The organism is Rheinheimera maricola (genome assembly GCF_016918075.2).
Taxonomy (GTDB): Bacteria; Pseudomonadota; Gammaproteobacteria; order Enterobacterales; family Alteromonadaceae; genus Alishewanella; species Alishewanella maricola_A.
Window position 1 is genome coordinate 544,507 of the sequence record NZ_JAERPS020000002.1, and the last position, 24,191, is coordinate 568,697.

The 24,191-nt window shown below is 49.7% G+C and carries 20 protein-coding genes; 15 read left to right on the top strand and 5 right to left on the bottom strand.

Going from position 1 to position 24,191, the window contains the following annotated elements:
* Positions 1-82: 82 nt before the first annotated feature.
* Together I4W93_RS08140 and I4W93_RS08145 are read left to right on the top strand one after the other, a co-directional pair.
* A complete protein-coding gene (locus tag I4W93_RS08140) occupies positions 83-694 on the top strand; it encodes a rhomboid family intramembrane serine protease (protein WP_205309733.1) in 612 nt (203 codons plus the stop codon).
* Positions 695-826: 132 nt separating this feature from the next.
* Complete coding sequence (locus I4W93_RS08145; protein WP_205309734.1) at positions 827-1,750, top strand: M14 family metallopeptidase; 924 nt, start codon at positions 827-829, stop codon at positions 1,748-1,750.
* Positions 1,751-2,032: 282 nt separating this feature from the next.
* Here the strand turns inward: I4W93_RS08145 and I4W93_RS08150 are convergent, their stop codons facing one another.
* Both I4W93_RS08150 and I4W93_RS08155 read right to left on the bottom strand, forming a co-directional pair.
* Complete coding sequence (locus I4W93_RS08150; protein WP_205309735.1) at positions 2,033-3,514, bottom strand: aminoacyl-histidine dipeptidase; 1,482 nt, start codon at positions 3,512-3,514, stop codon at positions 2,033-2,035.
* Positions 3,515-3,594: 80 nt separating this feature from the next.
* The gene (locus I4W93_RS08155; protein ID WP_224673333.1) at positions 3,595-6,555 is read right to left on the bottom strand and encodes a ligand-binding sensor domain-containing diguanylate cyclase; all 2,961 of its coding nucleotides are present in this window, start codon (positions 6,553-6,555) and stop codon (positions 3,595-3,597) included.
* A 175-nt stretch (positions 6,556-6,730) separates the two neighbouring features.
* On the opposite strand from I4W93_RS08155, the gene I4W93_RS08160 reads away from it, so the two are divergent.
* The 8 genes from I4W93_RS08160 (at position 6,731) to recG (ending at position 14,618) form a co-directional block, all read left to right on the top strand.
* A complete protein-coding gene (locus I4W93_RS08160; protein ID WP_205309736.1) occupies positions 6,731-7,213 on the top strand; it encodes a PaaI family thioesterase in 483 nt (160 codons plus the stop codon).
* Positions 7,214-7,279: 66 nt separating this feature from the next.
* Positions 7,280-7,912 (top strand): guanylate kinase, encoded by a 633-nt coding sequence (gene gmk, locus I4W93_RS08165; protein ID WP_205309737.1) that lies wholly within the window; start codon positions 7,280-7,282, stop codon positions 7,910-7,912.
* A 46-nt stretch (positions 7,913-7,958) separates the two neighbouring features.
* Positions 7,959-8,234: a DNA-directed RNA polymerase subunit omega gene (gene rpoZ, locus I4W93_RS08170; protein WP_027670380.1), complete on the top strand. Its 276-nt coding sequence runs from the start codon at positions 7,959-7,961 to the stop codon at positions 8,232-8,234.
* Positions 8,235-8,360: 126 nt separating this feature from the next.
* Positions 8,361-10,484, top strand: a complete 2,124-nt coding sequence (gene spoT / locus I4W93_RS08175; RefSeq protein WP_205309738.1) for a bifunctional GTP diphosphokinase/guanosine-3',5'-bis pyrophosphate 3'-pyrophosphohydrolase — start codon at positions 8,361-8,363, stop codon at positions 10,482-10,484.
* Positions 10,485-10,489: 5 nt separating this feature from the next.
* Positions 10,490-10,882 carry a RidA family protein gene (locus I4W93_RS08180; protein ID WP_205309739.1) on the top strand — a complete coding sequence of 131 codons (393 nt, stop codon included), beginning with the start codon at positions 10,490-10,492 and terminating at the stop codon, positions 10,880-10,882.
* Between the two features lie 61 nt (positions 10,883-10,943).
* Positions 10,944-11,720 (top strand): substrate-binding periplasmic protein, encoded by a 777-nt coding sequence (locus tag I4W93_RS08185; RefSeq protein WP_224673334.1) that lies wholly within the window; start codon positions 10,944-10,946, stop codon positions 11,718-11,720.
* A complete protein-coding gene (locus I4W93_RS08190; protein WP_205309741.1) occupies positions 11,717-12,547 on the top strand; it encodes a substrate-binding periplasmic protein in 831 nt (276 codons plus the stop codon). Before I4W93_RS08185 ends, I4W93_RS08190 begins: the two co-directional genes overlap by 4 nt.
* Positions 12,534-14,618, top strand: coding sequence for an ATP-dependent DNA helicase RecG (gene recG / locus I4W93_RS08195; protein ID WP_205309742.1), 2,085 nt, complete (start codon positions 12,534-12,536; stop codon positions 14,616-14,618). Before I4W93_RS08190 ends, recG begins: the two co-directional genes overlap by 14 nt.
* A 9-nt stretch (positions 14,619-14,627) precedes the next feature.
* On the opposite strand, the gene I4W93_RS08200 is transcribed toward recG, so the two are convergent.
* Positions 14,628-15,062, bottom strand: coding sequence for a hypothetical protein (locus tag I4W93_RS08200; protein ID WP_205309743.1), 435 nt, complete (start codon positions 15,060-15,062; stop codon positions 14,628-14,630).
* A 152-nt stretch (positions 15,063-15,214) separates the two neighbouring features.
* On the opposite strand from I4W93_RS08200, the gene I4W93_RS08205 reads away from it, so the two are divergent.
* From I4W93_RS08205 to I4W93_RS08220, 4 genes are all read left to right on the top strand, one after another.
* The gene (locus I4W93_RS08205) at positions 15,215-16,000 is read left to right on the top strand and encodes a putative hydro-lyase (protein WP_205309744.1); all 786 of its coding nucleotides are present in this window, start codon (positions 15,215-15,217) and stop codon (positions 15,998-16,000) included.
* Between the two features lie 5 nt (positions 16,001-16,005).
* A complete protein-coding gene (locus tag I4W93_RS08210; RefSeq protein ID WP_205309745.1) occupies positions 16,006-16,902 on the top strand; it encodes a LysR family transcriptional regulator in 897 nt (298 codons plus the stop codon).
* A gap of 175 nt (positions 16,903-17,077) precedes the next feature.
* Complete coding sequence (locus I4W93_RS08215; RefSeq protein WP_205309746.1) at positions 17,078-17,590, top strand: hypothetical protein; 513 nt, start codon at positions 17,078-17,080, stop codon at positions 17,588-17,590.
* A gap of 124 nt (positions 17,591-17,714) precedes the next feature.
* The gene (locus I4W93_RS08220; protein ID WP_205309747.1) at positions 17,715-19,829 is read left to right on the top strand and encodes a tetratricopeptide repeat protein; all 2,115 of its coding nucleotides are present in this window, start codon (positions 17,715-17,717) and stop codon (positions 19,827-19,829) included.
* Positions 19,830-19,865: 36 nt separating this feature from the next.
* Here I4W93_RS08220 and I4W93_RS08225 read toward each other — a convergent pair whose 3' ends face one another.
* Complete coding sequence (locus I4W93_RS08225) at positions 19,866-20,315, bottom strand: hypothetical protein (RefSeq protein ID WP_205309748.1); 450 nt, start codon at positions 20,313-20,315, stop codon at positions 19,866-19,868.
* Positions 20,316-20,973: 658 nt separating this feature from the next.
* On the opposite strand from I4W93_RS08225, the gene I4W93_RS08230 reads away from it, so the two are divergent.
* Positions 20,974-22,833, top strand: coding sequence for a C39 family peptidase (locus tag I4W93_RS08230; RefSeq protein WP_205309749.1), 1,860 nt, complete (start codon positions 20,974-20,976; stop codon positions 22,831-22,833).
* 138 nt (positions 22,834-22,971) lie between these two features.
* Here I4W93_RS08230 and I4W93_RS08235 read toward each other — a convergent pair whose 3' ends face one another.
* Complete coding sequence (locus I4W93_RS08235; protein ID WP_205309750.1) at positions 22,972-24,132, bottom strand: MFS transporter; 1,161 nt, start codon at positions 24,130-24,132, stop codon at positions 22,972-22,974.
* Positions 24,133-24,191 lie beyond the last annotated feature (59 nt).

Sequence of the window (24,191 nt, forward strand, 5' to 3'; positions counted from 1 at the left end):
CAAGGTACTGAAAAGTATTGGATGAAAAAACGCGACTGTTGGTTGCTCACGTGTGCGGCAGGCATTCGCGTCAGGAAGCATTATGAATTCTAACTACAAACCTTTTTTTACTATTGCTATAGCCATTTTAACGGTGTGCGTTTCTTTTTTTGTGGCTTACCAAATATCAGGCTCCATACTCGGTAAATCCCGAATTATTTACCTTGCTGACTATGGCGGTTTGACAGTAGAGAGCATCAAAGCATTTGAGGTATGGCGATTTATAACTGCGCAATTTGTTCATGTTCATCAGAAGCATATGATTTATAACGTTTTATCTATACTGTTCTTAGGCATTCTGCTGGAACGTAAAATTGGATTCAGATATACGCTATCCATTTGGCTATTTGCGGGAGCTATGGGAACGCTAATTACCACACAATTTGGATCGCCGCCGTGGAATACAGGTACAGGTGCATCGCAAGCCGCATTAGGTTTTGCGGGTTTTGCGCTGGTTTTTTATGCGGTTAAGTTTAGGCGGGAATACCTACTGTTAGCTGCTATCCTTTTTGCTGTTTTGCCTGCACTGTATTTAGATATTAAAACCGCTGGATATCCTAAACCCGGGCATGCATTAAGTTTCATTATTGGCTCCTTTATAGCTGTTTGGTATCTATATAAATCGGGACAGCAAGAAGCTGGAACGAAGAGTTAACGAAGCTAGTTGGTGGCTAGCAATACCGGGTAAAGGGGGCTTAGCACCAATAGCCAGCCGTTACCAATAAATGCTAAAGTCGCGCCACTGAGAATGACTGCCACTGGCAGCAGTAATAGCGGGGATAATAGCATGGACAAAATTTACCATATTGGTACTGTCGGTCAGCCGTGGGGCGAGGCTGAAAAAGCACAGTGGCTTAGCGAACAACAGCTTAAGCGCAGCTTTTTTGCTGACGTATTACCGGCAATAGAGGCGCTGAAAACTGAGTTTGATGTTGAGCAATACGGCGAGCTGAATTATGGCGAGGTATGCGGTAAAACCTACCCGCTGCTGGCGGTAAAAAGCCGCGACTGGCAAACTGAAAAGCCCACTATTTTAGTGACCGGCGGCGTGCACGGCTACGAAACCAGTGGTGTGCATGGCGCGCTGCGGTTTTTACAAACTAAAGCAAAAGCCTACAGCGATAAAGTGAATGTGTTGGTGCTGCCGTGCATTAGCCCCTGGGGTTATGAAACCATCAACCGCTGGAACCCATTAGCGATAGACCCCAACCGCAGCTTTGGCCCCAACGGCACCGCAACCGAAGCCCAACAAGTACGACAGTATCTGCAAGCTTTGCAGTTAAACTTCGCCCTGCACATTGACCTGCATGAAACCACCGACTCCGACAACAGCGAGTTTCGCCCGGCCAAAGCAGCACAAGATGGCACGGTGAACAAAAACTGGAATATCCCAGATGGCTACTACACCGTTGATGATGCCGAACACCCCTGCCCAGCGCTGCAAAAAGCCATTATCGACAGCGTGGCCAACATCACTCATATTGCCGAGCCGGACGAAAACGGTAAGTTAATTGGCGAGCCGATGCAGCAAAGTGGCGTAATTAACTACGCCAAAGCCAAACTCGGTTTATGCGGGAGCGTGACCGATGCGCCACTGGTGAGCACCACCGAAGTATACCCGGACAGCCCCAGTGCCACGCCAGAGCAGTGTATTCAGGCACAAGTGGCTGCTGTAGTGGGTGCGCTGGATTATTTATTGGCTAATAAATGATTTAAGACGGATTTAACGACACCGCAAAATGCTTTTACCACAAAACCTTTTGTGCTCTCCGCAGCAACTCGCCTCCACTGTCGCACCGCCTCAGACACTCTGTGGCTGTGCGCAAAAGGGCTCTGGTCGCATCTTGCTAAGACTGGTTACGTCAAGCTACACAAAACAAGACCACTAAAGGTCGCAACCCTGTTAGCGCAACCGCAGAGTGTCTGACTGAGCGCGCCATCGGCGAAGGAGTTGCTGCGGTGAGCAAATCAGGGTTACGACCTTTGGCTTGCTCTAACAGGCCTCACGCGCTGGAATTCGCTCCAACACTGCCAACAACAGTTCCCAGTATTGCCCTACGGTTTTAATGTTAACCATCTCATCCGGCCCATGCGGGAAGCGGATGGTGGGACCAATCGACACCATGTCCATCTCCGGATACGGCTTTTTAAACAGGCCGCACTCTAAGCCAGCGTGAATAACCATAATTACCGGTTCTTTATGATAAATGTCCTGATAGGTTTGGTTTACTATCGCCATTACCGGCGAGTCAGGGTTTGGCTTCCAGCCAGGGTAAGCGCCGCTGAACTTTACCTCTGCGCCGGCTAATTGCGCCAGTGAGCTAAGCATGCTTTCTACTTGCTCACGGCCGCTGTCGATTAACGAGCGGATTAAGCACAACACCTGAATACTATTGTCCTTAGTGGTAATAACGCCCATATTTAATGATGTTTCGGTGACACCTTCAACTTCATCGCTCATACGCATTACGCCATTGGGGCATACGTTTAGCAGGTTGATTAGCGTGCTTTGTACATCGCCAGTAAGCACCTGTTCAGGCGTTGTGGTAGCGGTAAGGCTAAGTTTTAACGCGGGTTCTACGGCGGCTAATTCTTGCTTTAACAGCGCTTCAAAATCCGCAACCTGTTGCTGTAACTGGCTGTGTTTTTCTGCCGCTACCGTTAAGCTAACGCTGGCTTCACGCGGAATGGCATTGCGTAAAGAGCCGCCATTAAACGCACTTATGGCTAAACCGAGCTGTGCAGCGTTGTTGGCTAAAAACCGTGCCAGTATTTTATTGGCGTTGCCGCGGCCTAAATGAATATTCACACCGGAATGGCCGCCTTTTAACCCAGTTAAGCTTAGGTTGAAAGCTTTAACACTTGTCGATACGGCCTGCCACTTTGCTGCCACAGTAAACTCGGCATCGACGCCACCGGCGCAACCCATGTAAATTTCGCCTTCCTGCTCTGAGTCGGTGTTGATCAGAATTTCGGCCTGCAGCATACCAGGCTCAACGCCAAAAGCGCCGGTCATACCCGCTTCTTCATCAATGGTGAGCAACACTTCCAGTGGGCCGTGTTTAATATCACTGCTGCCTAAAATAGCTAGCGCCGACGCCATACCAATACCGTTATCAGCGCCCAAGGTAGTACCGTTGGCCGTCACCCAGTCGCCGTCGACATAGGCTTCAATTGCATCTTTAGTGAAATCATGCACTTTGTCAGAGTTTTTCTGTGGCACCATATCCAGGTGCGCCTGAATAACCACGGTTTTGCGGTTTTCAAAGCCGTTGGTGGCCGGCTTTTTGATGATTAGATTGCCGACCTTGTCTTCCCGCACGCTTAACCCCTGGTCACGTGCCCAGGCTTGAATATGTTGGCTTAATGCTTGTTCGTGTTTGGATGGGTGCGGAATGGCACAAATTTGCGCGAACCATTGCCATAACGGCTGCGGATATAAACTGGCTAATGCTGTCTCGGTAACTGCTGGCACGACAAGCTCCTGTAACGATGATAAACGACCCCAAATGGAGTTGCTAGTTTATCATAGCGTCAGCGCGTTATCACTGCGGCCTAACCGGGGATATTGTCAGCATAAGTTGTCAGAGTAGCGAGATCACTAGTAGCGGTTAAGCTGCCGTTAGCTAACAAATCATCAATTCGGTTTTCTGCAGACAAGGTAGCTACCGGCACGGTGGCCTGCAGTAACAAATAGCCATTGCGGCCACTCTGTTTTACCCGATACAACGCCTGATCAGCCAGTTTAAGGCTTTGCTGCCAATCCCAGTTTACCGGCTTTGCCACAGCGCCTATCGAACAGGTAAGCGGTTTAGCAATTCCCAGAGTTTCAGTCCAAGGGTACTGCCGAATCGCTTGCTGTATCCGCTCTAGTGCCAGCACAGCATCATCGGCCGCTTCCAAAATAAGTAAGAATTCTTCACCGCCCCAGCGAATAAGATGATCCGAACCTCGACTATTTTGTCGCAATATATCGGCAATAGCGATTAACACCTCATCACCGACATGATGGCCTTGACTGTCATTGATTTGCTTAAAATGGTCTAAGTCTAAAACAGCCCAAATTAATGGTGTACTGTGGCGCTGAGCCCGTGACTGAATGGCGTGGATGTTCGTATCCAGATAATGCCGGTTATACAAGCCCGTTAGCGCATCTTGCATACTCATTTGTTGCAACTTTTCATTGGCCTGGTGCAATTCGTAAGTTCGTTCAGCTACCAAGGATGCCAGTTGCCGCCGTGAACGCGCCAGCGCTAGTAAGCGCCAGTGGTATAGGCCCCATAGCAACACAGCCAACAGCAGTAACAACGCTACGCGGGCAAAAGACGTTTCGTGCCAGTGAGGTTGTAGCTCTATCGCCGTTTCAACTGTTTCACTCCAACGATAATCACCAGCCACCCGCACTTGTAATAAAAAGCGGTAGTGCCCCGGTGGTAAATTGGTGTAAAACGCGTCTCGCCTGCTTCCCGCATCTATCCAATTACTGTCATAGCCGCGCAACTGGTAACGTAGCTGCAGCGAAGAAGCCTGCACATAATACGGCGCAGTAAAACTAACCTGCCAGTCGCGTTGCTCAGGCGGCAAGCTCAGCTTTTCGCCATAATATTTTTCATTGCCAGCAGACAATGCGTTAATGACTGGCTGCGGTACATGGTTATACTGGATAAGTTGTTGTAGCGGCAGTGACACCACTCCGTTTAAAGTGGGAAACCACAGCCGCCCCTGATGCACAGTGCCCTTGCTACTGCCGGCACCATTACAGCAACGATGCGAGTCTGTTTCAGCCTCTGGCCGGCGGTCATCAACCAACATGTATAGTTTATCTACTTTGCCTTGCAGCAAGGCTGAGTAGTCCATACGGTAAAAGCCCTCGAAATTACTGATAACCAGCTGATTTTCTATTTTTTCAACATGGATCACACCATTGCCTGGCAAACCACGCTGTTGATTAAACCATTGCCAATTTCCCGGGCTGCCGAATAAAAACCCCTGGTCGAAGCTACCAATTAGTAAATTACCATCATCAAACTGTTTGATCATACTAATAAAACTACCGGCCAGCGGGATATCTGTTACCGGATGAAAACCGTTGTCATCACGCACAAAGAGGCCATTTTCGGTACCAACCCAAAGCCGATTTTGGCTATCTGGTAGCACTATGCGCACTTTTACCTTGGTCAATGCTTCAGGCAGCTTGTGTTGTAACAGTTCATCGTGCTGCAGGTAGTACAAGCCGCCATTGGTGCCAACCCAGAGCGTGTCGTCTTCCCGAGCCAGGGTAGTTACCAGCAAATGAGCAATCTGGTCAAAATTGCGCCGCCACCCCAGGGTATTGGCATCAAGTAAACTTAAGCCTGCACGGGTACCAACCCAGAGCTGATCGTCATCAAGTAAAAAACTATAGACAAAAGGATTGGGTAAATACTGATTCGCCATCAATGGCTGAAACTGGCCATGCTGTAGCAACGACATACCAGCACTGGTGCCCACCAACAAATGTTGCTGCCATGGCATGACAGCCCAAACGTAAGGATCTGGTATGCCCTCGGCTACGCTAAAACGTTGAGTGGGCGGCTTACGCAACCGTTTAAGCCCATGTGACCGGCTGCCAAACCACAAATTCTGATGCTTGTCCTGCAGCATACTTTCGACCCAGACAAAATCCTGATGCTTACCCTTAACAACATCAGCTCGTTCCACCACACCTTGGCGCATTTTATAAACATGACTGTACGTAGTGACCCAAAGCCTTTGTTGCTGGTCGAGATAAAGCAACTCAATGCGCCTATCGTCATTTGCACCAGGCAAGGTAACCGCTTGCCACACTCCAGCTTGCCAGCGGTACAGACCAAAAGTTGTGCCCAGATACAACTGACCATCTTGTATCGCAATCTCGCTAATTTGCACCCCAGCTATCGTCTGTGGAGCGGCGTGCCACTGATACTGACCATTTATCAGGCTGGCAAAACCATCCTGACCACCAACATATAAGTTGTCGTTATGTTGATACAGCTGAAATACCGGGCCTTGATGCACCGTTACGGCCTGCATTTTATCCTGCTGCCACTGCCACAAATGATTGCCGCCAATATAGATACTGCCATCCGATAACTCGGCAAATCCACTTACGGCGCCCTGCAGCGGCTGCGCCAGGTCCAGCCGACTGAACGTGCCGTGCTGATAGCGCATCAGACCGTTTACACTGCCAATCCACAACCCGCCCTGCACATCGAAATGCAACGCGGTAATTAAGTTCGACGACATCTGGGGGGTATTAGAGGTATTAAACACGTCAAACTGCACGCCATCAAATCGAGCCAGGCCACTTTGCGTGCCTAACCAAAGAAAGCCGTCAGCATCCTGCTCTATGGCGGTAACTGAAATTTGCGGCAAGCCAGCATCAACCGACCATACCCGGTACAGGTAATCGTCTTGTGTTAGCACCATAGATTGCACGTTAAGTGCAATAACGCAGCCAAGCACTAGTTTGACAAAAAACGCACAAAACCAACGCAAAATGCCGATACCTTTCGCAGAGTATAAGTAAACATAATGTTTACTCTACTATAGCTTGTTTTAGCGTTAGCGTTGAAACCAGACGAAAGGCATTTTTAGCTACCTGAGCGGTCAGCTTGCGGCTATGGTCTTACCAGTGTAAGCTCGATGACATCCTTATTATCGGAACCTGACGATGGCCAACTCACTGCGAAAAGCCAACTGGGGCTTATCATATTTTGCCTGGCGCTACATACCCTTGATTGGTTTTTGTTCGCCTAAGATTATTCGCATGGATAGCGATACACTTGAAGTAACCATGCCGCATAGCTGGCGTACAAAAAACCATTTAGGCAGTATTTATTTTGGCGCACTGGCGATTGGCGCTGATTTAGCCGGCGCTTTTTTAGTGTTTAGTAAAGCCAAGGCCCGTGGTGTTAATGCTAATTTTGCTTTTAAAGATGTGCAGGGTCAGTTTCTAAAACGGCCAGAAGCAACAGTACATTTCACCAGCCACGACGGCGCTATTATTGATGCCATGATTGATGAATCATTGGCCACCGGTGAGCGCATTAACAAGCCGGTGTCAGTAGTGGTTACCTGCCCGACGATCAATGGCGATGAACCCATGGCCACTTTTACGCTAACGTTGTCGGTTAAAGCAAAAGCAAAGAAATAAACAGGTTTGCAGCGACAGCCAACAGCGTCTAAAATCCGATTTCTTTCATTTTCAGGCGTTAACCTTATGCAACACTTAGCCGGTAATCTATTCATCGTGTCTGCGCCAAGCGGCGCCGGTAAGTCAAGCCTTATCCAGGCGCTGTTGCAACGCCACACCGATATGCAGGTGAGTGTATCGCACACTACCCGCGCACCAAGACCGGGAGAGCAAAATGGCGTGCACTACCACTTTATAAGCGTTGATGAATTTAAAGCCTTAATTACCCAAGACGAATTTTTCGAATGGGCTGAAGTTTTTGGCAACTATTATGGCACCTCAAAAAGCACAATTCGCGATAGCTTAAGCCGCGGCATCGACGTATTTCTAGATATAGACTGGCAGGGTGCCCGCCAGATTAAACTGCAGGAAAGCTCGGCTAACGGCATATTTATTCTGCCACCGAGCTTAACTGAACTGGAGCAAAGGCTAAACAAACGCGGCCAGGACAGTAGCGAGGTTATAGCAAAACGTATGGCGCAGGCGCACAGCGAAATGAGCCATGCAAATGAATACGAGTATCTGATAATTAACGATAACTTTGCTACAGCACTGGAGGAATTCGAGCGGATTGTGTTGGCACAGCGCAACAGCTTTGGCAGCCAGGCCAGCAAACATAACAGCCTGCTGACGCAACTGTTGGCGAATACGGCAAATTAGCGTAAACTATGCGGTCTTGTGAATACCCGCACATTCGGAGCAATAGATGGCACGCGTAACTGTTCAAGATGCAGTAGATAAAATTGGTAACCGTTTTGATTTAATTCTGGTGGCTGCACGCCGTGCCCGTCAGTTAGCAGTAGAAGGCAAAGAGCCGATGGTTGATGTCGAAAACGATAAACCAACCGTGGTAGCGCTGCGTGAAATTGAAAAAGGTTTTATCACTAATTCCGTTCTGGATGAGCAGGAACGTCGTGATCAAATACAACAAGAAGCATCAGAAATGGCTGCAGTAGCTGCCATTATCGGTTCAGATCACTAAAAACCCCCCTTCTGTGTAGGCCAGCGGCGTTTTAGCCGTTGGCAACGCTAATAAATAAACGTATATTCATAATAAATCCCGCGCTTAACGGCGTGTTTTGTTTGCTGTCGCAGTTTGGGAGCACAGGTGTATTTATTTGAAGGTCTGAAAAACCAGATTAGTGCGTATTTGCCGCCAGAGCAGGTTGCCCTTGTGCAACAGGCTTATGTAGTGGCAAGAGACGCGCACGCGCCACAAACCCGCTCCAGTGGCGAGCCTTACATTACCCACCCGGTAGCCGTTAGCAGTATTCTGGCAGATATGCACATGGACCATGAAACGCTAATGGCCGCGTTGCTGCATGATGTAATCGAAGATACGCCTGTAAGCAAAGAAGAGCTTGCCAACAAATTTGGCCAAACCGTAGCCGAGTTGGTACAGGGTGTCAGCAAACTCGATAAGGTAAAGTTCAAAGACTATCACGAGTTTGAAGTTACCAACCTGCAAAAAATGTTTATGGCAATGACGCAGGATATCCGCGTTATCTTAATTAAGCTGGCCGACCGCACCCACAATATGCGCACCCTAGGCGCGCTGCGCCCCGAAAAACGCCGCCGTATTGCTAAAGAAACGCTAGAGCTGTATGCCCCCATCGCCAACCGTCTCGGCATTCACAATATTAAAAATGAACTGGAAGATTGGGGGTTTCAGGCACTGTATCCGATGCGCTATCGGGCACTGTCTACAGCAGTAAAGCAAGCGCGCGGTAACCGTCGTGAGTTACTGGAGAAAATCCAGTATGAAATTCTGGCCCGCTTGGATCAAGCCGGCATTAATGCCGATGTCAGCGGCCGCGAGAAACACCTGTACAGCATCTATCGTAAGATGAAAAACAAAGAGCTGATGTTCAACGATGTGATGGATATTTACGCCTTTCGCGTCGTGGTAGACAGCGTAGATCATTGTTACCGAACGCTGGGCGCAGTACATAACTTGTATAAGCCTATTGAAATTCGTTTTAAAGACTATATCGCCATCCCAAAGCAAAACGGTTATCAATCATTGCACACCTCGCTGATTGGCCCGCATGGTATTCCGGTAGAAATACAAATGCGTACCCGCGAAATGGACGAAATGGCCGACAAAGGTATTGCTGCGCACTGGTTATACAAAGCCAATGGCCAACACCAGGATACCACGGCTCAAATTCGCGCCCGCCGTTGGATGCAAAGCTTGTTGGAATTACAACAAAATGCCGGCAACAGTGCCGAGTTTGTTGAAAATGTGAAATCTGAGCTGTACCCGGATGAGCTATATGTGTTCTCACCAAAAGGTAAAATAGTTGAACTGCCCATCGGTGCCACTGCAGTTGATTTTGCCTATGCCGTACATACTGACATTGGCAATCGTTGTGTTGGTGCCAAGGTCGATAGACGCCCCTATCCGCTTAATAAGCCACTGGAAACCGGCCAGACAGTAGAAATTGTTACTAGCCCGGGCGGCAAACCAAACGCCAACTGGTTAAACTACGTCGTCACTAGTCGCGCTATTCTAGGTATACGTAACTATCTGAAAAAACAACAACAAAATGAATCTATCAGTTTAGGCCGCCGCTTGTTAAGCTCGGCCTTAGGCGAGGTAAAACTAGAAGACATCGCGCCAGAACGTATTGAGCAGGTGTTGCAAAACACCAAGCAAAAATCATTAGACGAGTTGTGCAGTGAAATAGGCTTAGGTAATCAGCTGGCTATTGCGGTGGCACGGCGCCTGCTGGGCGAATTTGAATCTGATGAGTCCAGCAGCAAAGAAAATACTGACCCTATGGTAAAAAGCAAAGCCTTTATTATTGGCTCAGAGGGTATGCTACTGACGTTTGCCAAATGCTGCCGGCCAATACCGGGCGATGATATCGTCGCCAACGCTACACCAGGCAAAGGCCTGAATGTACACCGTGCCGATTGCCGCAACATTAAAGGCTGGGATAAAGAACCGGGTAAGTTTTTTCCGGTGCGCTGGGATAAAACCGGTGACAAACAGTTCCTCTGTGATATCCGCGTGTTTATTGTTAACCGTCAAGGTGTGCTGGCAAAACTCACCACGCTTATCGCCGCACAGGACTCAAACATTCAGGACTTAGCCACTGACGACAGAGATACCGGTGAATATGTAATTAAAATTACCCTGTCGGTACACGACAGAGTGCATTTGGCCAATGTAATGCGCAAAATACGCGTCATGCCAGATGTACAAAAAGTATACAGAAGGAAATAAACAACATGTCTAAAGTTATTATTCGTACTAATGATGCGCCTGCGGCTATTGGTACTTACAGCCAGGCTGTAAAAATTGGCACTACGGTGTACTTATCAGGCCAAATTCCACTGCTGCCTGCCACTATGCAACTGGTATCAGACAACTTCGCTGAACAAACCCATCAGGTGTTTAAAAACCTGGCCGCAGTATGTGATGCAGCCGGTGGTAGCTTAAATAATATGGTGAAAGTGAATATTTATCTCACCGATTTGGGCCAGTTTGCTACAGTTAATGAAATAATGAGCCAATACTTTGCTGAACCTTATCCAGCGCGTGCAGCAGTACAAGTATCGGCACTGCCTCGCGCTAGCCAGATAGAAATCGACGGCGTAATGGAAGTGCCATCAACTCACTGAGGTAGCCATGGGCATTCACCGGCTGATACCAAGCTTACTTGCGGGCAGCATGCTCGTTAGTGTGGCTGCGAAAGCCGAAGAGCCGGTGGCACAGTCTGAAGCAAAACAAGTTGAACTAACCTGGTGTCTTGATCACTTCTCACGTTTTCATCATTACGAAGATGTCGCAGAGCCCTATGGCCCGTCGGTAGACATCATGCGCGAACTGGCAAAACGCGCGGGTTTTGTATTGCGCTTCACGCCAAGAACACCGGTTAGCCGCTGTTTCAAGCTGATGGCAGAAGGCAAAGTCGACCTGATGTCTAATTTAAAGGTAAGTGCTGAGCGGGAAACCTTTATGTTCTTGCTGCCATATGAAACAACTGTTGCCGAGAGTGTGTTTTTACTTCGTAAAGACAGCCGCCCGCTAACCCACTACCATCAGCTAAAAAATTTAACCATAGCCAGTATTCGCGGCTACTTGTATAGCCAAACCACTATGCAATTTTTACAGCAAAACCGTTTACACGTAGCAGAAATGGACTCTATCGAAGCTGGATTAGAAATGCTGTTTCGTGGCCGGGTTGATGCATTGATATCGCCAACTGTCAGTACCTCAGAGGCAATTTTTGCTGCCAGTAGCTACCAGGATAGTTTTCGCATTGCTGACTTGGAGATGGGCGGAGACAACACTGAGTATATCAATATCGGCGTGTCACGTTTTACCCCGCATATCGCACTATTGCCCGCTATTGAGCGCCATTTGCAGGCCATGCAACAAGACGGCACCATTAAGCGTTTATACACAGACGTAGTAATAAGCCCCAAAGTAAACCTGCTCAAAGGCCTGTCGCAATGAAGGTCTGGTTGGTGCTCAGTTGCTTGTTGCTGTTATCAGCACCACTGCAGGCAGAAGAGCAACCCGTTTTGCAATGGTGTCTGGATAACTATCCGAACAGACATAATTATCCGCCACAAGGCGAACCATACGGCCCGACAGTTGACTTGATGCGCGAATTGGCACGTCGTAGCGGTTTTGTATTAACATTCAGTCCAAATACACCATTTGCCCGCTGCTTGAAGTTAATGCATGATGGCAGCACTGATCTGATGATACGGTTAAATTACAGTGACGAGCGCAATAGCTATATGCACCTTATTCCTTACGTCCAGGCGGCGCGGGCAGAGTATTTGTACCTGCTTGAACAGCACAAAGATATCCGCAATATGGCACAGCTCAGGGGTTTAACTATCGGCGTGATACGCGGTTATATTTACAATGCAGAACTACCTAATCTACTGATCCAAAACAGTAAAAACGTGGTAGAAATAGACACTGAAGACTCAGCCATGACCATGCTGCTGTACCAGCGGGTTGATGCGGTAATCGCGCCAATGCAAACCACAGAACATGTGATAAACAGCAACCCAAAATTTAAAGACTCGATTAAAATTGCCAGCCTGATATTTCCGTTCCAGCACAATATGTATGTGCATATCGGCTTGTCGCGTAAAAGCCGCCACGCCGCGTTGTTGCCACAAATACAAGACGCGATTAACAGCATGGAGCAAGACGGCTTGATACAGCACTATTATCAACAGGACGCTGCCGTTAACTCAGCTGACAGTAAAGCTAATGACCAGTCAGCATCAGCAGGAAATACGTTAAAGGATGGCGGTGACTAGTTCTTTACAACATATTCCGGTTTCTGCCATTAAAGGTGTTGGGGCGAAAGTAGCTGAAAGGCTCGATAAACTCGGCATTTTCAGTATGCAGGACATCTTATTTCATCTACCGCTGCGCTACGAAGATCGCACCCGAATTTATGCTATTGCAGATCTGATGCCGTTGATGCATGGCACTGTACTGGGCGAAGTGCTTAGCAGTGAAATCCAAATGGGCAAACGGCGCAGCTGGCTGGTAAAAATAAAAGACGGTAGCGGCTATTTAACCCTGCGGTTTTTCCATTTTAGCGCCGCGCAGAAAAACGCTGTCACGCCAGGAGTATTATTACGTTGCTTTGGTGAAGCTAAGCGCGGCCCACGCGGCCTGGAAATGCTGCACCCGGAATACCGCATACACAACGACGAACTGCTAACTGAGGTTAGCGAAACCTTAACGCCAATTTACCCCACCACTGAAGGCCTGCGTCAGGCCACCTGGCGCAATCTAACCGATGCCGCCTTGCTGTATTTGCAACGTAGTCAGCCAGATGAATATTTAACGGCTGAAATACTGCACCAAGCCTGGTCACTAACAGAAGCATTAACCTATATTCACAGGCCGCCCCCGGATGCCAGCTTGCAACTGCTGGAACTAGGCAAGCACCCGGCACAGCAACGGCTGATTATAGAAGAGCTGGTAGCGCAGCAACTTAGCATGTACAAATTGCGCAGCCAAAGCCAGCAGCAACAGGCTGTCGCACTGCAGACTAATGCGGCGCTTGAGCAACGTTTTCTGGCCGCGCTACCGTTTTCACCTACACAAGCCCAGCAACGGGTAACCGCTGAAATTCGCCATGATTTACGCCAAACCCTGCCAATGCTGCGTTTAGTACAAGGCGATGTCGGCTCGGGTAAAACCCTGGTCGCTGCGCTTGCTGCGCTTACTGCTATAAGCTGCGGCTATCAGGTGGCATTAATGGCGCCGACAGAATTATTGGCCGAGCAACACGCCGCTAACTTTGCCCGCTGGTTTACGCCATTGGATATCAGCGTGGCCTGGCTTGGCGGTAAAACCAAAGGTAAAGCCCGGCAAAATGCGCTGGTAGCGATCGCTGATGGCAATGCACAAATGATTATCGGCACCCATGCCTTATTTCAGCAACAAGTTGAATTTAAAGCCTTAACGTTAATTATTATCGACGAACAACATCGCTTTGGCGTACATCAACGTTTAGCGCTACGCGAAAAAGGTGGCATCGCAGGTAAGTATCCGCACCAGTTGGTGATGACTGCCACGCCGATACCGCGCACCCTGGCCATGACCGCCTACGCTGATTTAGATACGTCAATCATCGACGAGCTGCCGCCCGGCCGCACGCCAGTCACTACCGTGGCGATACCCGATACGCGACGTGACGATATTATCGAGCGGGTGCGCAGTGCGGTAACAGCCGAGCAGCGCCAGGCTTATTGGGTCTGTACCTTAATAGAAGAATCCGAAACCCTGCAATGCCAGGCCGCAGAAGATACCATGCTAAACTTGCAACAAGCCCTGCCCGACTTACGTATTGGGCTAGTGCATGGCCGGTTAAAAACGGCAGAAAAACAAGCAGTAATGGCGCAGTTTAGCGCTGCCGAGTTGGACCTACTGGTCGCTACCACGGTAATTGAAGTCGGCGTGGATGTGCCCAATTCCAGTTTAATGATTATTGAAAACCCTGAGCGGCTTGGCTTAGCACAGCTGCACCAGCTGCGCGGTCGCGTCGGACGCGGTAGTGCTGCCTCGCACTGTGTACTACTTTACCATGCCCCGCTGTCGAAAACCGCCCAGGCACGGCTTGGCGTGTTGCGCGATTCAAACGACGGCTTTGTTATTGCCCAGCGCGATTTGGAAATACGCGGCCCAGGCGAATTGCTCGGCACCCGGCAAACCGGTGTGCTGCAGTTTAAAATTGCTGATTTAAGCCGCGACGCTGACCTGCTGCCACAAGCCCAGCAAATTGCCACCGCGCTGTGGCAGCAAAACAAAAGCGCCAGCGAGCAGTTAATTAAACGCTGGCTGGCGAATAAAGAAATTTACGGTAACGCTTAACGCGCTGAGTCAGAACTGATAGCCAATTTCTAAGCTGACAGCAGCTTTAGTCTTTTCTTCACCCCAACCAGTGCCGTCGTCGCGCCGCACGCCGGCCGATAGCCCCCAACGCATTCCTGAATTGGCAAAACCTGCAGGATAATACTGGTAGGTGCCGAGTAAAAAGCCCTTGTTTGCTGTTATCGCCTCTACCCCGGTTGCCAAACCTATACTGTGCTTACGGGCGTCATCGATGCTGCGCTGCACCCCCACAGCCAAACCTAAGGCACCTGCTGCAGCGGTAAATTTAATGTCGTCTTGTCGCCATTGGTATTGCGCGCCTACTACGCCACCCGAGGTATAACCATGGCCTACAGACCAGCTACTTTCAGCAGTAGCAGTAAAGGTTACAAGCATGCCCGCTGCCAATAGCAGCATTTTATTTATTTTTACGAACTTCTTCATAACACCCTGTCTATTATATTACTTAAAGTGCTACACAATAATTCGTACCCAAAAAAATGCAAATGTTTTATCGCTTTAAGCTATTAATGGCGACTGTCTAATCTACAACGCCTGCAGTACACTGGTTTTAGTTGATTTGTCCGGAGTAATTTATGTCAGTGCTTAGCCCTTATCAGTTACGTCAGCAGTGTCGCAGTGGCGCTTTTAGTGGCAATACCTCGGGGTTTGCACCGGGCTTTGTGCAGGCCAATATGGTGATATTACCCAAACAATACGCCGCCGATTTTCTGCAGTTTTGCCACTTTAACCCCAAGCCCTGCCCGTTGCTGGGTATGGCTGCAACACCTGGCGCCTTTACTATGCCGTCGTTAGCCAAAGATCTGGATATACGCAGCGATTTACCCAAATACCGTGTATTTCAAGACGGCCAACTGATGGCTGAGCCTACTGATGTGCGTGATATTTGGCGTGGTGATTTGGTCACCTTTTTAATCGGCTGCTCGTTCTCCTTTGAAGAGTCTTTGTTGGCCGACGGCCTGGAAATCCGTAATATCAGCGAAAAGGTTAATGTGCCGATGTACCGCACTAATATCGCCTGCACGCCAGCGGGGGTATTTCATGGCGCTATGGTGGTGAGTATGCGGCCGATGAAACCCGCAGACGCCATCCGCGCTATTCAGATTTGCTCGCGTTTTGTGCAGGTGCACGGCGCGCCGGTGCATTTTGGCGATCCGGCCGCGATTGGCATTAATGATATCAACAAACCGGATTTCGGTGATGCGGTAAGTATAAAACCGGGCGAAGTACCGGTGTTCTGGGCCTGCGGTGTGACACCTCAGGTTGCAATAGCCAATGCGAAAGTAGATTTTTGCATAACCCACAGCCCGGGCCATATGCTGGTAACTGATTTAGCTAACAGCAAGTTGTCGGTGCTATAAACAGCATGATTGAAAAAATTCACCTGAGTATTTTGCGCGAGATAGACCGCCAGGGCTCGCTCACTGCAGCCGCAAGCCGCTTAAACCTGACGCAGTCTGCACTTAGCCACAGCATTAAAAAATTGGAGCTACAAACCGGCACCAGTCTGTGGTTAAAAGACGGCCGGCAAATCCGACTGACCGAAGCCGGCAGTTACCTGCTAGAGCAAGCCAACCGACTGCTGCCGCAGTTTGACCGCATCGATGACACCCTACGCCAGTTTGCCAATAACGAAATAGGCAGCCTGCGGGTAGGAATGGAATGCCACCCTTGTTATCAGTGGCTGCTAAAGGTAGTGCAACCGTTTTTAGCGCAATCGCCCGGGGTAGATATCGACGTAAAACAACGCTTTCAGTTTGGCGGCATGGCGGCGCTGTTTAATTACGATATTGATTTACTAATAACGCCAGACCCGATCCAAAAAGAGCGTATGGTGTTTGAGCCGGTGTTTCCGTATGAACTGGTGCTGGTGGTGAGCCAACACTGCAAACTCAATGGCTTAACAGAGGTGACACCGGCGCAGCTTACCGACCAGGTACTGTTAACTTACCCGGTAGAAACCGCCCGGCTGGATATTTTTCAGCAGTTTTTATTACCGGCGCAGTGCATGCCCAAACTACATAAAACACTGGAAGCCACCGACATTATACTGCAAATGGTGGCGGCCAACCGCGGCGTGACGGCAATGCCTAAATGGCTGGCGTTGGAATATGCGAACAGCCTGCCAATAGACATTATTCGCCTTGGCGATAGCGGTATTCATAAACATATTTATGTCGGTTACCGTAAGCAGGAAAAGCTGAACAATCATATTCAAAGTTTTATTGCGCTGGCTAAAAATAGCGGCACTGCACTGCGCTGACGCAGCAGTATTGCTATGGGCAAAACCGGGCAAAATCATCCCGGCCCGGTTTTGCCCTGTTGTTTGATTGGCTTCAAGTCCCGCCGTGGTTAAGTTGAATTCAGCCCTCACCCATCGTCGCTAGCGATGCGGCTAAACGGGCGTGAACTTATCGACCTAACCGAAGGACATTGATATGAAAAAGCTTATTTTATCCACGCTGGCTGCTAGTGCGTTATTATCTTTATCGGTGCAAGCGGTGCCCTGGTGCCATCGCGGCACTATTGTGCAGATAGCTGATGTCAACTGGAGCGAAGCGCAGATCCTGGCAAACTTCTTTGGCGCGGTGCCAGGTAGCGTGCTGGATGCTGAAGTGTATAAAACTTCGCATGCGACCAACAATTATGCGTCAACTTTTGCTGGCGGTGGCGGTGGTTTTGGCGGCTACTCAGTACCAGGCTCGGGCACTGTGCGGGTAACGCACTATGCGCCTTATACGCTGACCAATATGGTGGGGCCCGGGTATTACTTCACCAGTCAGGGCGTGAAATTTAAGCTACACAAATGTTACACCATTCCCCCTATGGTAGAGGTGCGTGAGCTGGAAATGGTTGAATCGCCAGAATCTGGTATTGGCTTTAAGCCGTTACGGGGTGTGGAAGCGATTAAAGAATATTGGCAGATCACTGACCCGGACAACGTCAAGTAAGTAAGATATGCTGCGCCATGTTTGCCACAGCGCAAACATGGCGATTTAGCACTACCCGCCAGCAACTTGAATTAATAAAATGTTAAGTGTAGTGTGACGCCATTGTCCTTTGCAGTTGCTATTGATGCTTAACGTTATGCAGGCAACTTTGCCTTATTGTTTCCTCTACCTGATATCGTTACTGTTTTACATTCCGGCTTACGCTCAAAGCAGCCAAGCTCAATGCTACACCCGGCTGCAGGATACACAGCAGCAAATTGAACAATGCCGCGCGCTGTTGCGATGGCCAGCTGGCAATACAGCGGAAATAACCAGCGAGCAACAGGCCGACACGGCACTGAAGCTGGCCGAACTCTACACTAGCAGCGGTCACTTCGAACAAGCGAGCCAGGTACTAACTGCTCTACAATACCGCGATAATGTGTTGTCAGCAGAGCAGAAAATTCAACTGCTGCGCCGTCAGGGCATTTTATCGTATCGTCAGGGGCAACGACCACAAGCACTGCGTTTGTTTAGCCAAGCGGTGCTGGCGGCTCGTATTAACGATAATCCTTTGCTGCTGGCGATGACATTATCGGATACAGGCACTGCTTATCTGGCCATGACACAATACGCCGAGGCAATAGATCATTATCGTGAAAGCCTCGCGCTAAAAGAGCAGCATCAGGCGTCGGCATCCAGCCAGGCCGTTACGCTTAACAATATAGGCACTGTGTTTCGCAAACTGGCTGACTGGACACAAGCCGAGCATTATCTTAGCCGGGCCATTCAGTTTTATCAGCAAGACAATAACAACAATCAGGCCAGCCATTCGCAAGAAGAGCTTAGCCTGGTATTCCTGCAACAAGGCGACAATGCTAAAGCTATTGCCATGTTGCAACAAGCACTGGCCTATTTTCAAACTACCGCAAACCAACATGCCGAGCTGCGGGTAACGTTGTTGCTGGCAGATGCGGCATTGAACCACCCTGATATTGCAGCCGCTGCCCGTTGGCTAAAACAGGCAGAGCAACTGGAACTGCAACTTGGGCCATCCGACCAATCCGTTATGTTAAAACTACAACTGGGTAGATTGTTACAACAGCAAGGACACTATCAGCAGGCCGAAGCGATATTAAACCAAGGCCAACAACTGGCGACTTCACAACAGGCCACCGAAACCCATCTGCAGTTACTTCGAGCCTTGGTTGACAATGCTGTCACATTCAAACAATGGCATAGCGCACTACAATACCAACAACAACTGACCCGGGCTCAACTGACACAGCATCAGGATAACTTTGCCGAAGCACTGGCACAGCAGCGCAGCCAACTGGAATATGAACAACAGCAAAAAGCTATTGGCCTGCTAAGTAAAGATAATGAAATTAAAGCGCTACAAATAAGCGTGCAACGCAACCAATTGTTCATGCTGCTTAGCGCGGGCAGTCTGCTGCTATTGCTATTGACGTTGCTGTGGTATTGGCAACAACGTAAGCGGCAGCGGGCGCGACAACGACTCGAAGCTGAACTTGCCTGGCATGCTCGCCAATTTGCCGACCTTGGTGCCAGCCACAGCTCGCTTAAAGCTGCTTTTGGTCAACTTAAGCTGGCTATAATGATTTTCAACAATAAACAGCAGCTAATCTTCATCAACGACGCTTGCTGCCATCTGTTTGCTCTGCCCACTTCGGCGTTTTCCAGCTTGCTACTGAGCCACTTTATTTCACCACAAAATGACCGATTCTGGCAGCTGTGGAATAACGATGAACCGGTAGAACATGAATTTCTAAGACAACAATGTTTGCAATTGGGGCAACAGCAGTACCAATTGGATTTTAGCGTGAGCATGCTGGCACGCGAAGAGCCACTCACCCTTCTGGTATTATCAGCCGCATCACAGGCAACCGGTTTATCTTATGCAGCGTTAATGCCACAGGCCAGCTTTTCACAAATGCTGGTTGATTTACTGCTAAGCAGCCTGACAGCCTGGGAAGAGAGTACCAACAGCAGCCGTATTGAACTGGCAGAACAAAGCGGTATCTGGCGGGTTTCTATAGATGATGGCAGGATAAGAACCCGCTCGCTGGACCGCTATTTATCTGTTAAAACCCTACCGAAACATCCGCGCTGGCGTGAAGTGCTGCGCACAGCTCACTTTGTCTTGGCGCAGTGCCCCCTGCCCACCGCAACCCAGCAACAGTTGGTTAGTAAGCTGGACGGGGTCACCGCTTATATCAGAGCGCAGTCTTTGCTGTAGCCCGGCTTATTATTCACTCTATTTTTGTGCACTTTGTTATCGCAAGGCCTGCTTAGCATCGGGCATCCGGCAATAGCCACAAGAAAATTGGATGCCCTGCGTCAACTGGTACAGGCTATGGTGCTCACTTTCACTATTTTTAAACACGCCTGGGCCATGGAATATCGGCCGCACGGTGCCATCATAGCCCTGCTCTGCATAAGCCAGTTCCTGCTCACTGAACGCCCGGCACAAACCTTCAGCCGCGCGTAGGGCAATAGTATAATCGTCATCGTCAAAATGGCCGCAGCTTTTCAACTGCCCACATACCAGGCCAGAGTCGCCCTTAAATTGGAGCAATAACGGCTGTTTCAGCGAAAACTCTCCCAACACAGTGATAGTACCGCCACGGCACCAGCCCGACTCCAGCGCCTCCTCATGTGCTAACGCAGAGCAGCCGGTAATAATCCCCACAGCGGCCAACATTAATTTTGCTTTAGCGTGCATAAACTTACCCTCGCATTTCAGTTGTTGTTTCAATAGCCACTTTATCTGCAAGCAAGTCCAAACACAGCTAAAGTTGCGGGCAAAATCGGGCAAATAATAATTAACTTATTGATAAGAAAAGGAAAAGAAACAATACTCTAACACCAAATTGGCTGCGCTATAAAGCAAACCGACCGGCATAACATGCAAGCCGTTTTGGCGTAAGCGATAAAAAATACTTGCCATCCAACTGCTCTGACTGCGCCCAGTGGCTGGGGGAGCACGTCTATTTCAGAGCAGACACCACAGCACTTCGCCCTATCCCATAGCCTGAACCGATAGTTTCTCATTTTTCGCTGCCACTGAACGGTAGTAAGTTGCTACAGGCTGAGTAATATCAGCCTGTGCTCACTGGCTTGAACACTCCCGTTCTGCGGCCAGATTTTAACTTACCTCCTGGTATTATGTTTACCGCAGGGCGCTTGGCGCCCTGTCTTTTTTGCAACACCGTTCACACAAATGAAACAACTCATCGTATTAACCTATGCTAACCATTTTCCCAATGCCAACGCGAGTTTTTATAGTCTGCATATGGCTCCGCTGTACCGTGCCATCGCCACTACATGGAGTAGTGAGATAACACAACGGATAACAATGAAAATAACAGTTGGAGAGAACGATGAAATATTTATCCGGCCTGTTGCTGCTGTCAGCACTTGGCTCTTTTCAGGCGCTGGCGGTGTGCCCTAACGGTAGCAGCTTTGATAACAACTTAAGCTTTTGTGCTAACAGCACTGATGTTTACGGCCCCTTTACCAAAACCATGACCGACCGCTGCGTCAGCGCCGGCGGCGGCAGTGCTTGCACTACCGCACGCACGGTAAGCGTTAATGGCACTAACATTAGTGTGCTGCGCTGGTCGCGCGGTTTTACCGCCAACCTGCGCGGCAGTGGTAGCTGCCCGGATAGTTCGGTGCGCTCAGCACAATACGGTAACCATTGCTTCGAGCAGCGTAACGACGGCACGCCGAATAATGTCTATGGCAATTTCACTGCAGACGAAGTGGCCAAGTGCCAATACTTAAACGGCGGCACTGCCTGTTTAACCACCCGTTGGTCAGCGCAATTTTATACCAGCGTGAAAAACACCACCCTACCCGGTAGCTGGGTAAATAAATTTGGCGCCTGGTTGTGGTATATCGACGAAACCGGTGTCAATAAAACCCACAGCCAGTTGGCCAATGAGCTGGCCGCCATGGGGGTAAAGCGCATCTTTATTAAAATTGCTGACGACGCCGCCGCCTGCTCGTTGTTTGTTGACGCCTGCTCATCCACTACAACCAATATCTATAAAAACAAAGGTATAGAGCCCTGGGCCTGGTCGTATAATTATCCGGGTAACAACGCGGCGCAGGCTGATGCGTTATATCAGGCTGCCCGTTACGGCTATGTTGGTTTTGTTTCTGACGTCGAAGTAGAATTTAATAACAAAACCACCGAGCTGCACAACCTGTTTCAGGCGTTTCGCGCCGCCCGCACCAGGGCAATAAACGATGGCTATGCCCGCAGTGATTTCCCGCTCGGTGCTACCACCTGGAGCAACCCGGCCGATCAGGGCATGCGGGTCGATATAATTGACCAGTATGTCGATTTCCATATGCCGCAAACCTATCTGGAAGTATGGGGCAGCAGCTATATGGCCGATCCGAAACGCTGGATCGAAACCGGCAACTGCGAATACCGTACTTTGGGTGCCAACAAACCCATTTGGCATATTGTGTCTACCGAGTACGATATTATCAGCCCGGCCCAGCTCAATAGCTTTCTTAATGCAGCCGGCCCTAATGCCAGTATCTGGCGGGTACCGGGCGGCCCGGTACCACAAGCCGTGTGGCAGGATTGGAACAACGTTAACTGGCAACGCAGCAGCTTTGATAATGACGTGGATTGCTCAACCGGTAACAACAGCATTAAAAACTACCTCAGCGGCTCTACACCACCGCCGCCACCTGCGCCAAGCGTTGTGCCGTACTGGGACCAAAAGCAAAATGCCGTAAACCCAAGCGGCACCTGCAGCATTACCTCGCTAGCGATGATAACCGACCACTTTGGCTTAACCGACCCGGCAGTACTGGGCCAACGCACGCCGGATTATTTAAATAATCGTTTTGGTGTATTACAGGATGTGCCCTCACTGGCCTGGGGCTTTAATACCCTAGCGCAGGAAAAAGGCAGCCCGCTACGCGATATTGGCGTGACTAACGGTACCTTTGCCCAACTGCGCGCGCTAGCCAGTGCCGGCAAGCCAACCATAGTGCACGGCTGGTTTACCGTACCCGGCCATATTATGGTAGTGACCGGTTATGACGGTACGCACTACACAGTAAATGACCCCTATGGTGTGTGGAACCTGCAAAAATGGGGCAGCTATGACACCAGTAAGTCCGGCAAGGGCGTGCGCTACCCGAAAGCCGCGTTTGAGTACGCCATTAACGACAATGGCAACGGTAACGACTTATGGCTGCACCGGTTTGAGTAAGCAGGCTTAGGTGCATTGGCAGAAACCGGTTTGCTCACATCAACACGCCGTGAACCCATCCCTGGGGGCTCGATTCGGCCATCCTGGCCTGCAACGGTTGATTTAGAGCAATCCGGTTCCTGCTGGCAGATTCAGTTGTTAAGCTCTGCGCTGTGCCAGCTGCAGGCATAGCGCACTTAATACTATCGCTACGGCGCCCAGTGGTAGCACCGCCGTCAGGCTAAAGGTACTGATGGCCAGCGCGGCTATCGGCGGCCCCAGCATTAAACCTACTTTAAAGGCACTTAAGCAAAACACAATTAACCGACCGGACGGGTCAACATCGTTAAAAATACCCATCATTACCGGCACCACAAAGCTCCAGAAAATTTGATACACGATAGTCGCCACGGCATAAATCAACCAGGCCGGGCCTGCGGTTAACTGGCTTAACGCCAACAAACACGGCAACTGAATCGCCACCGTTAACCATAGCGCTGCTGTGCGGCCAAATTTCGCCACAAAGGCACCGGATAGCAAGGAGCCAACAGCGCTGATAGCAAAACCCAGCCCCAGCACGTAGCCTACTTCGGCCATACTGAGTCCGGCCGAAACGCCTAAACGTTCGAGGTAACCCCATACACCGCCCTGGGCAAAGTAGTACAGCACCACACCGGCAAATACCCATATAGCCGGGGCTAAGCGGCCGCTTAAATCAAAGCGCACACTGTGCTGCGGTTTCTGGTTTTGCGCAAAGCTGATAAAGCTCAGTAACAAAGCAACCAGTAAAAACAGGTTAAAACTCTGATAAATAGCACCATAACCAAAGCGGCTGATTAAATCCGGCAGCAACATAAAACCCACGGTGCCAAAAGCCACCTGAATAGTCACCATCACACCAAAGGCTTTATCTACCCGCTGTTCATCGCCCAGCGCCGCCAGTGCAATGGCGTAACTGACACCACAGGCTAAACCGGCAGCAACGCGCAGCAATAACAGCACTGTGTAACTATCGGCCAGCGCGGTAAGTAAATTGGCGACAATAAACAGCAGTAAACTCAGCTGCACTGCAGGGCGCCAGGGCACACGGCGAACCCACCAGAATGCCGAGGTGGTAGATAATAAAATGCCGGCCACATCAGCGGCCGCTAAATAACCCACTTGCTGCGTACTGAATAATCCACTGTCAGTAAAAGCGCCGACAATTAACGGCATCAGATTTGTTACCGCCGCGCCCATCATGGTGATCAGCATCAGGCCGCTGTATCGCGCCCACTGCGGCAGTGAAAAGCGCACAGCGCTATAAGAAAGGTCCTGCATATACGGCTCCAGAAACAGAAAAAGTGAGCACGGGCAGCTGCCGGCTCACTTTTGTTTAG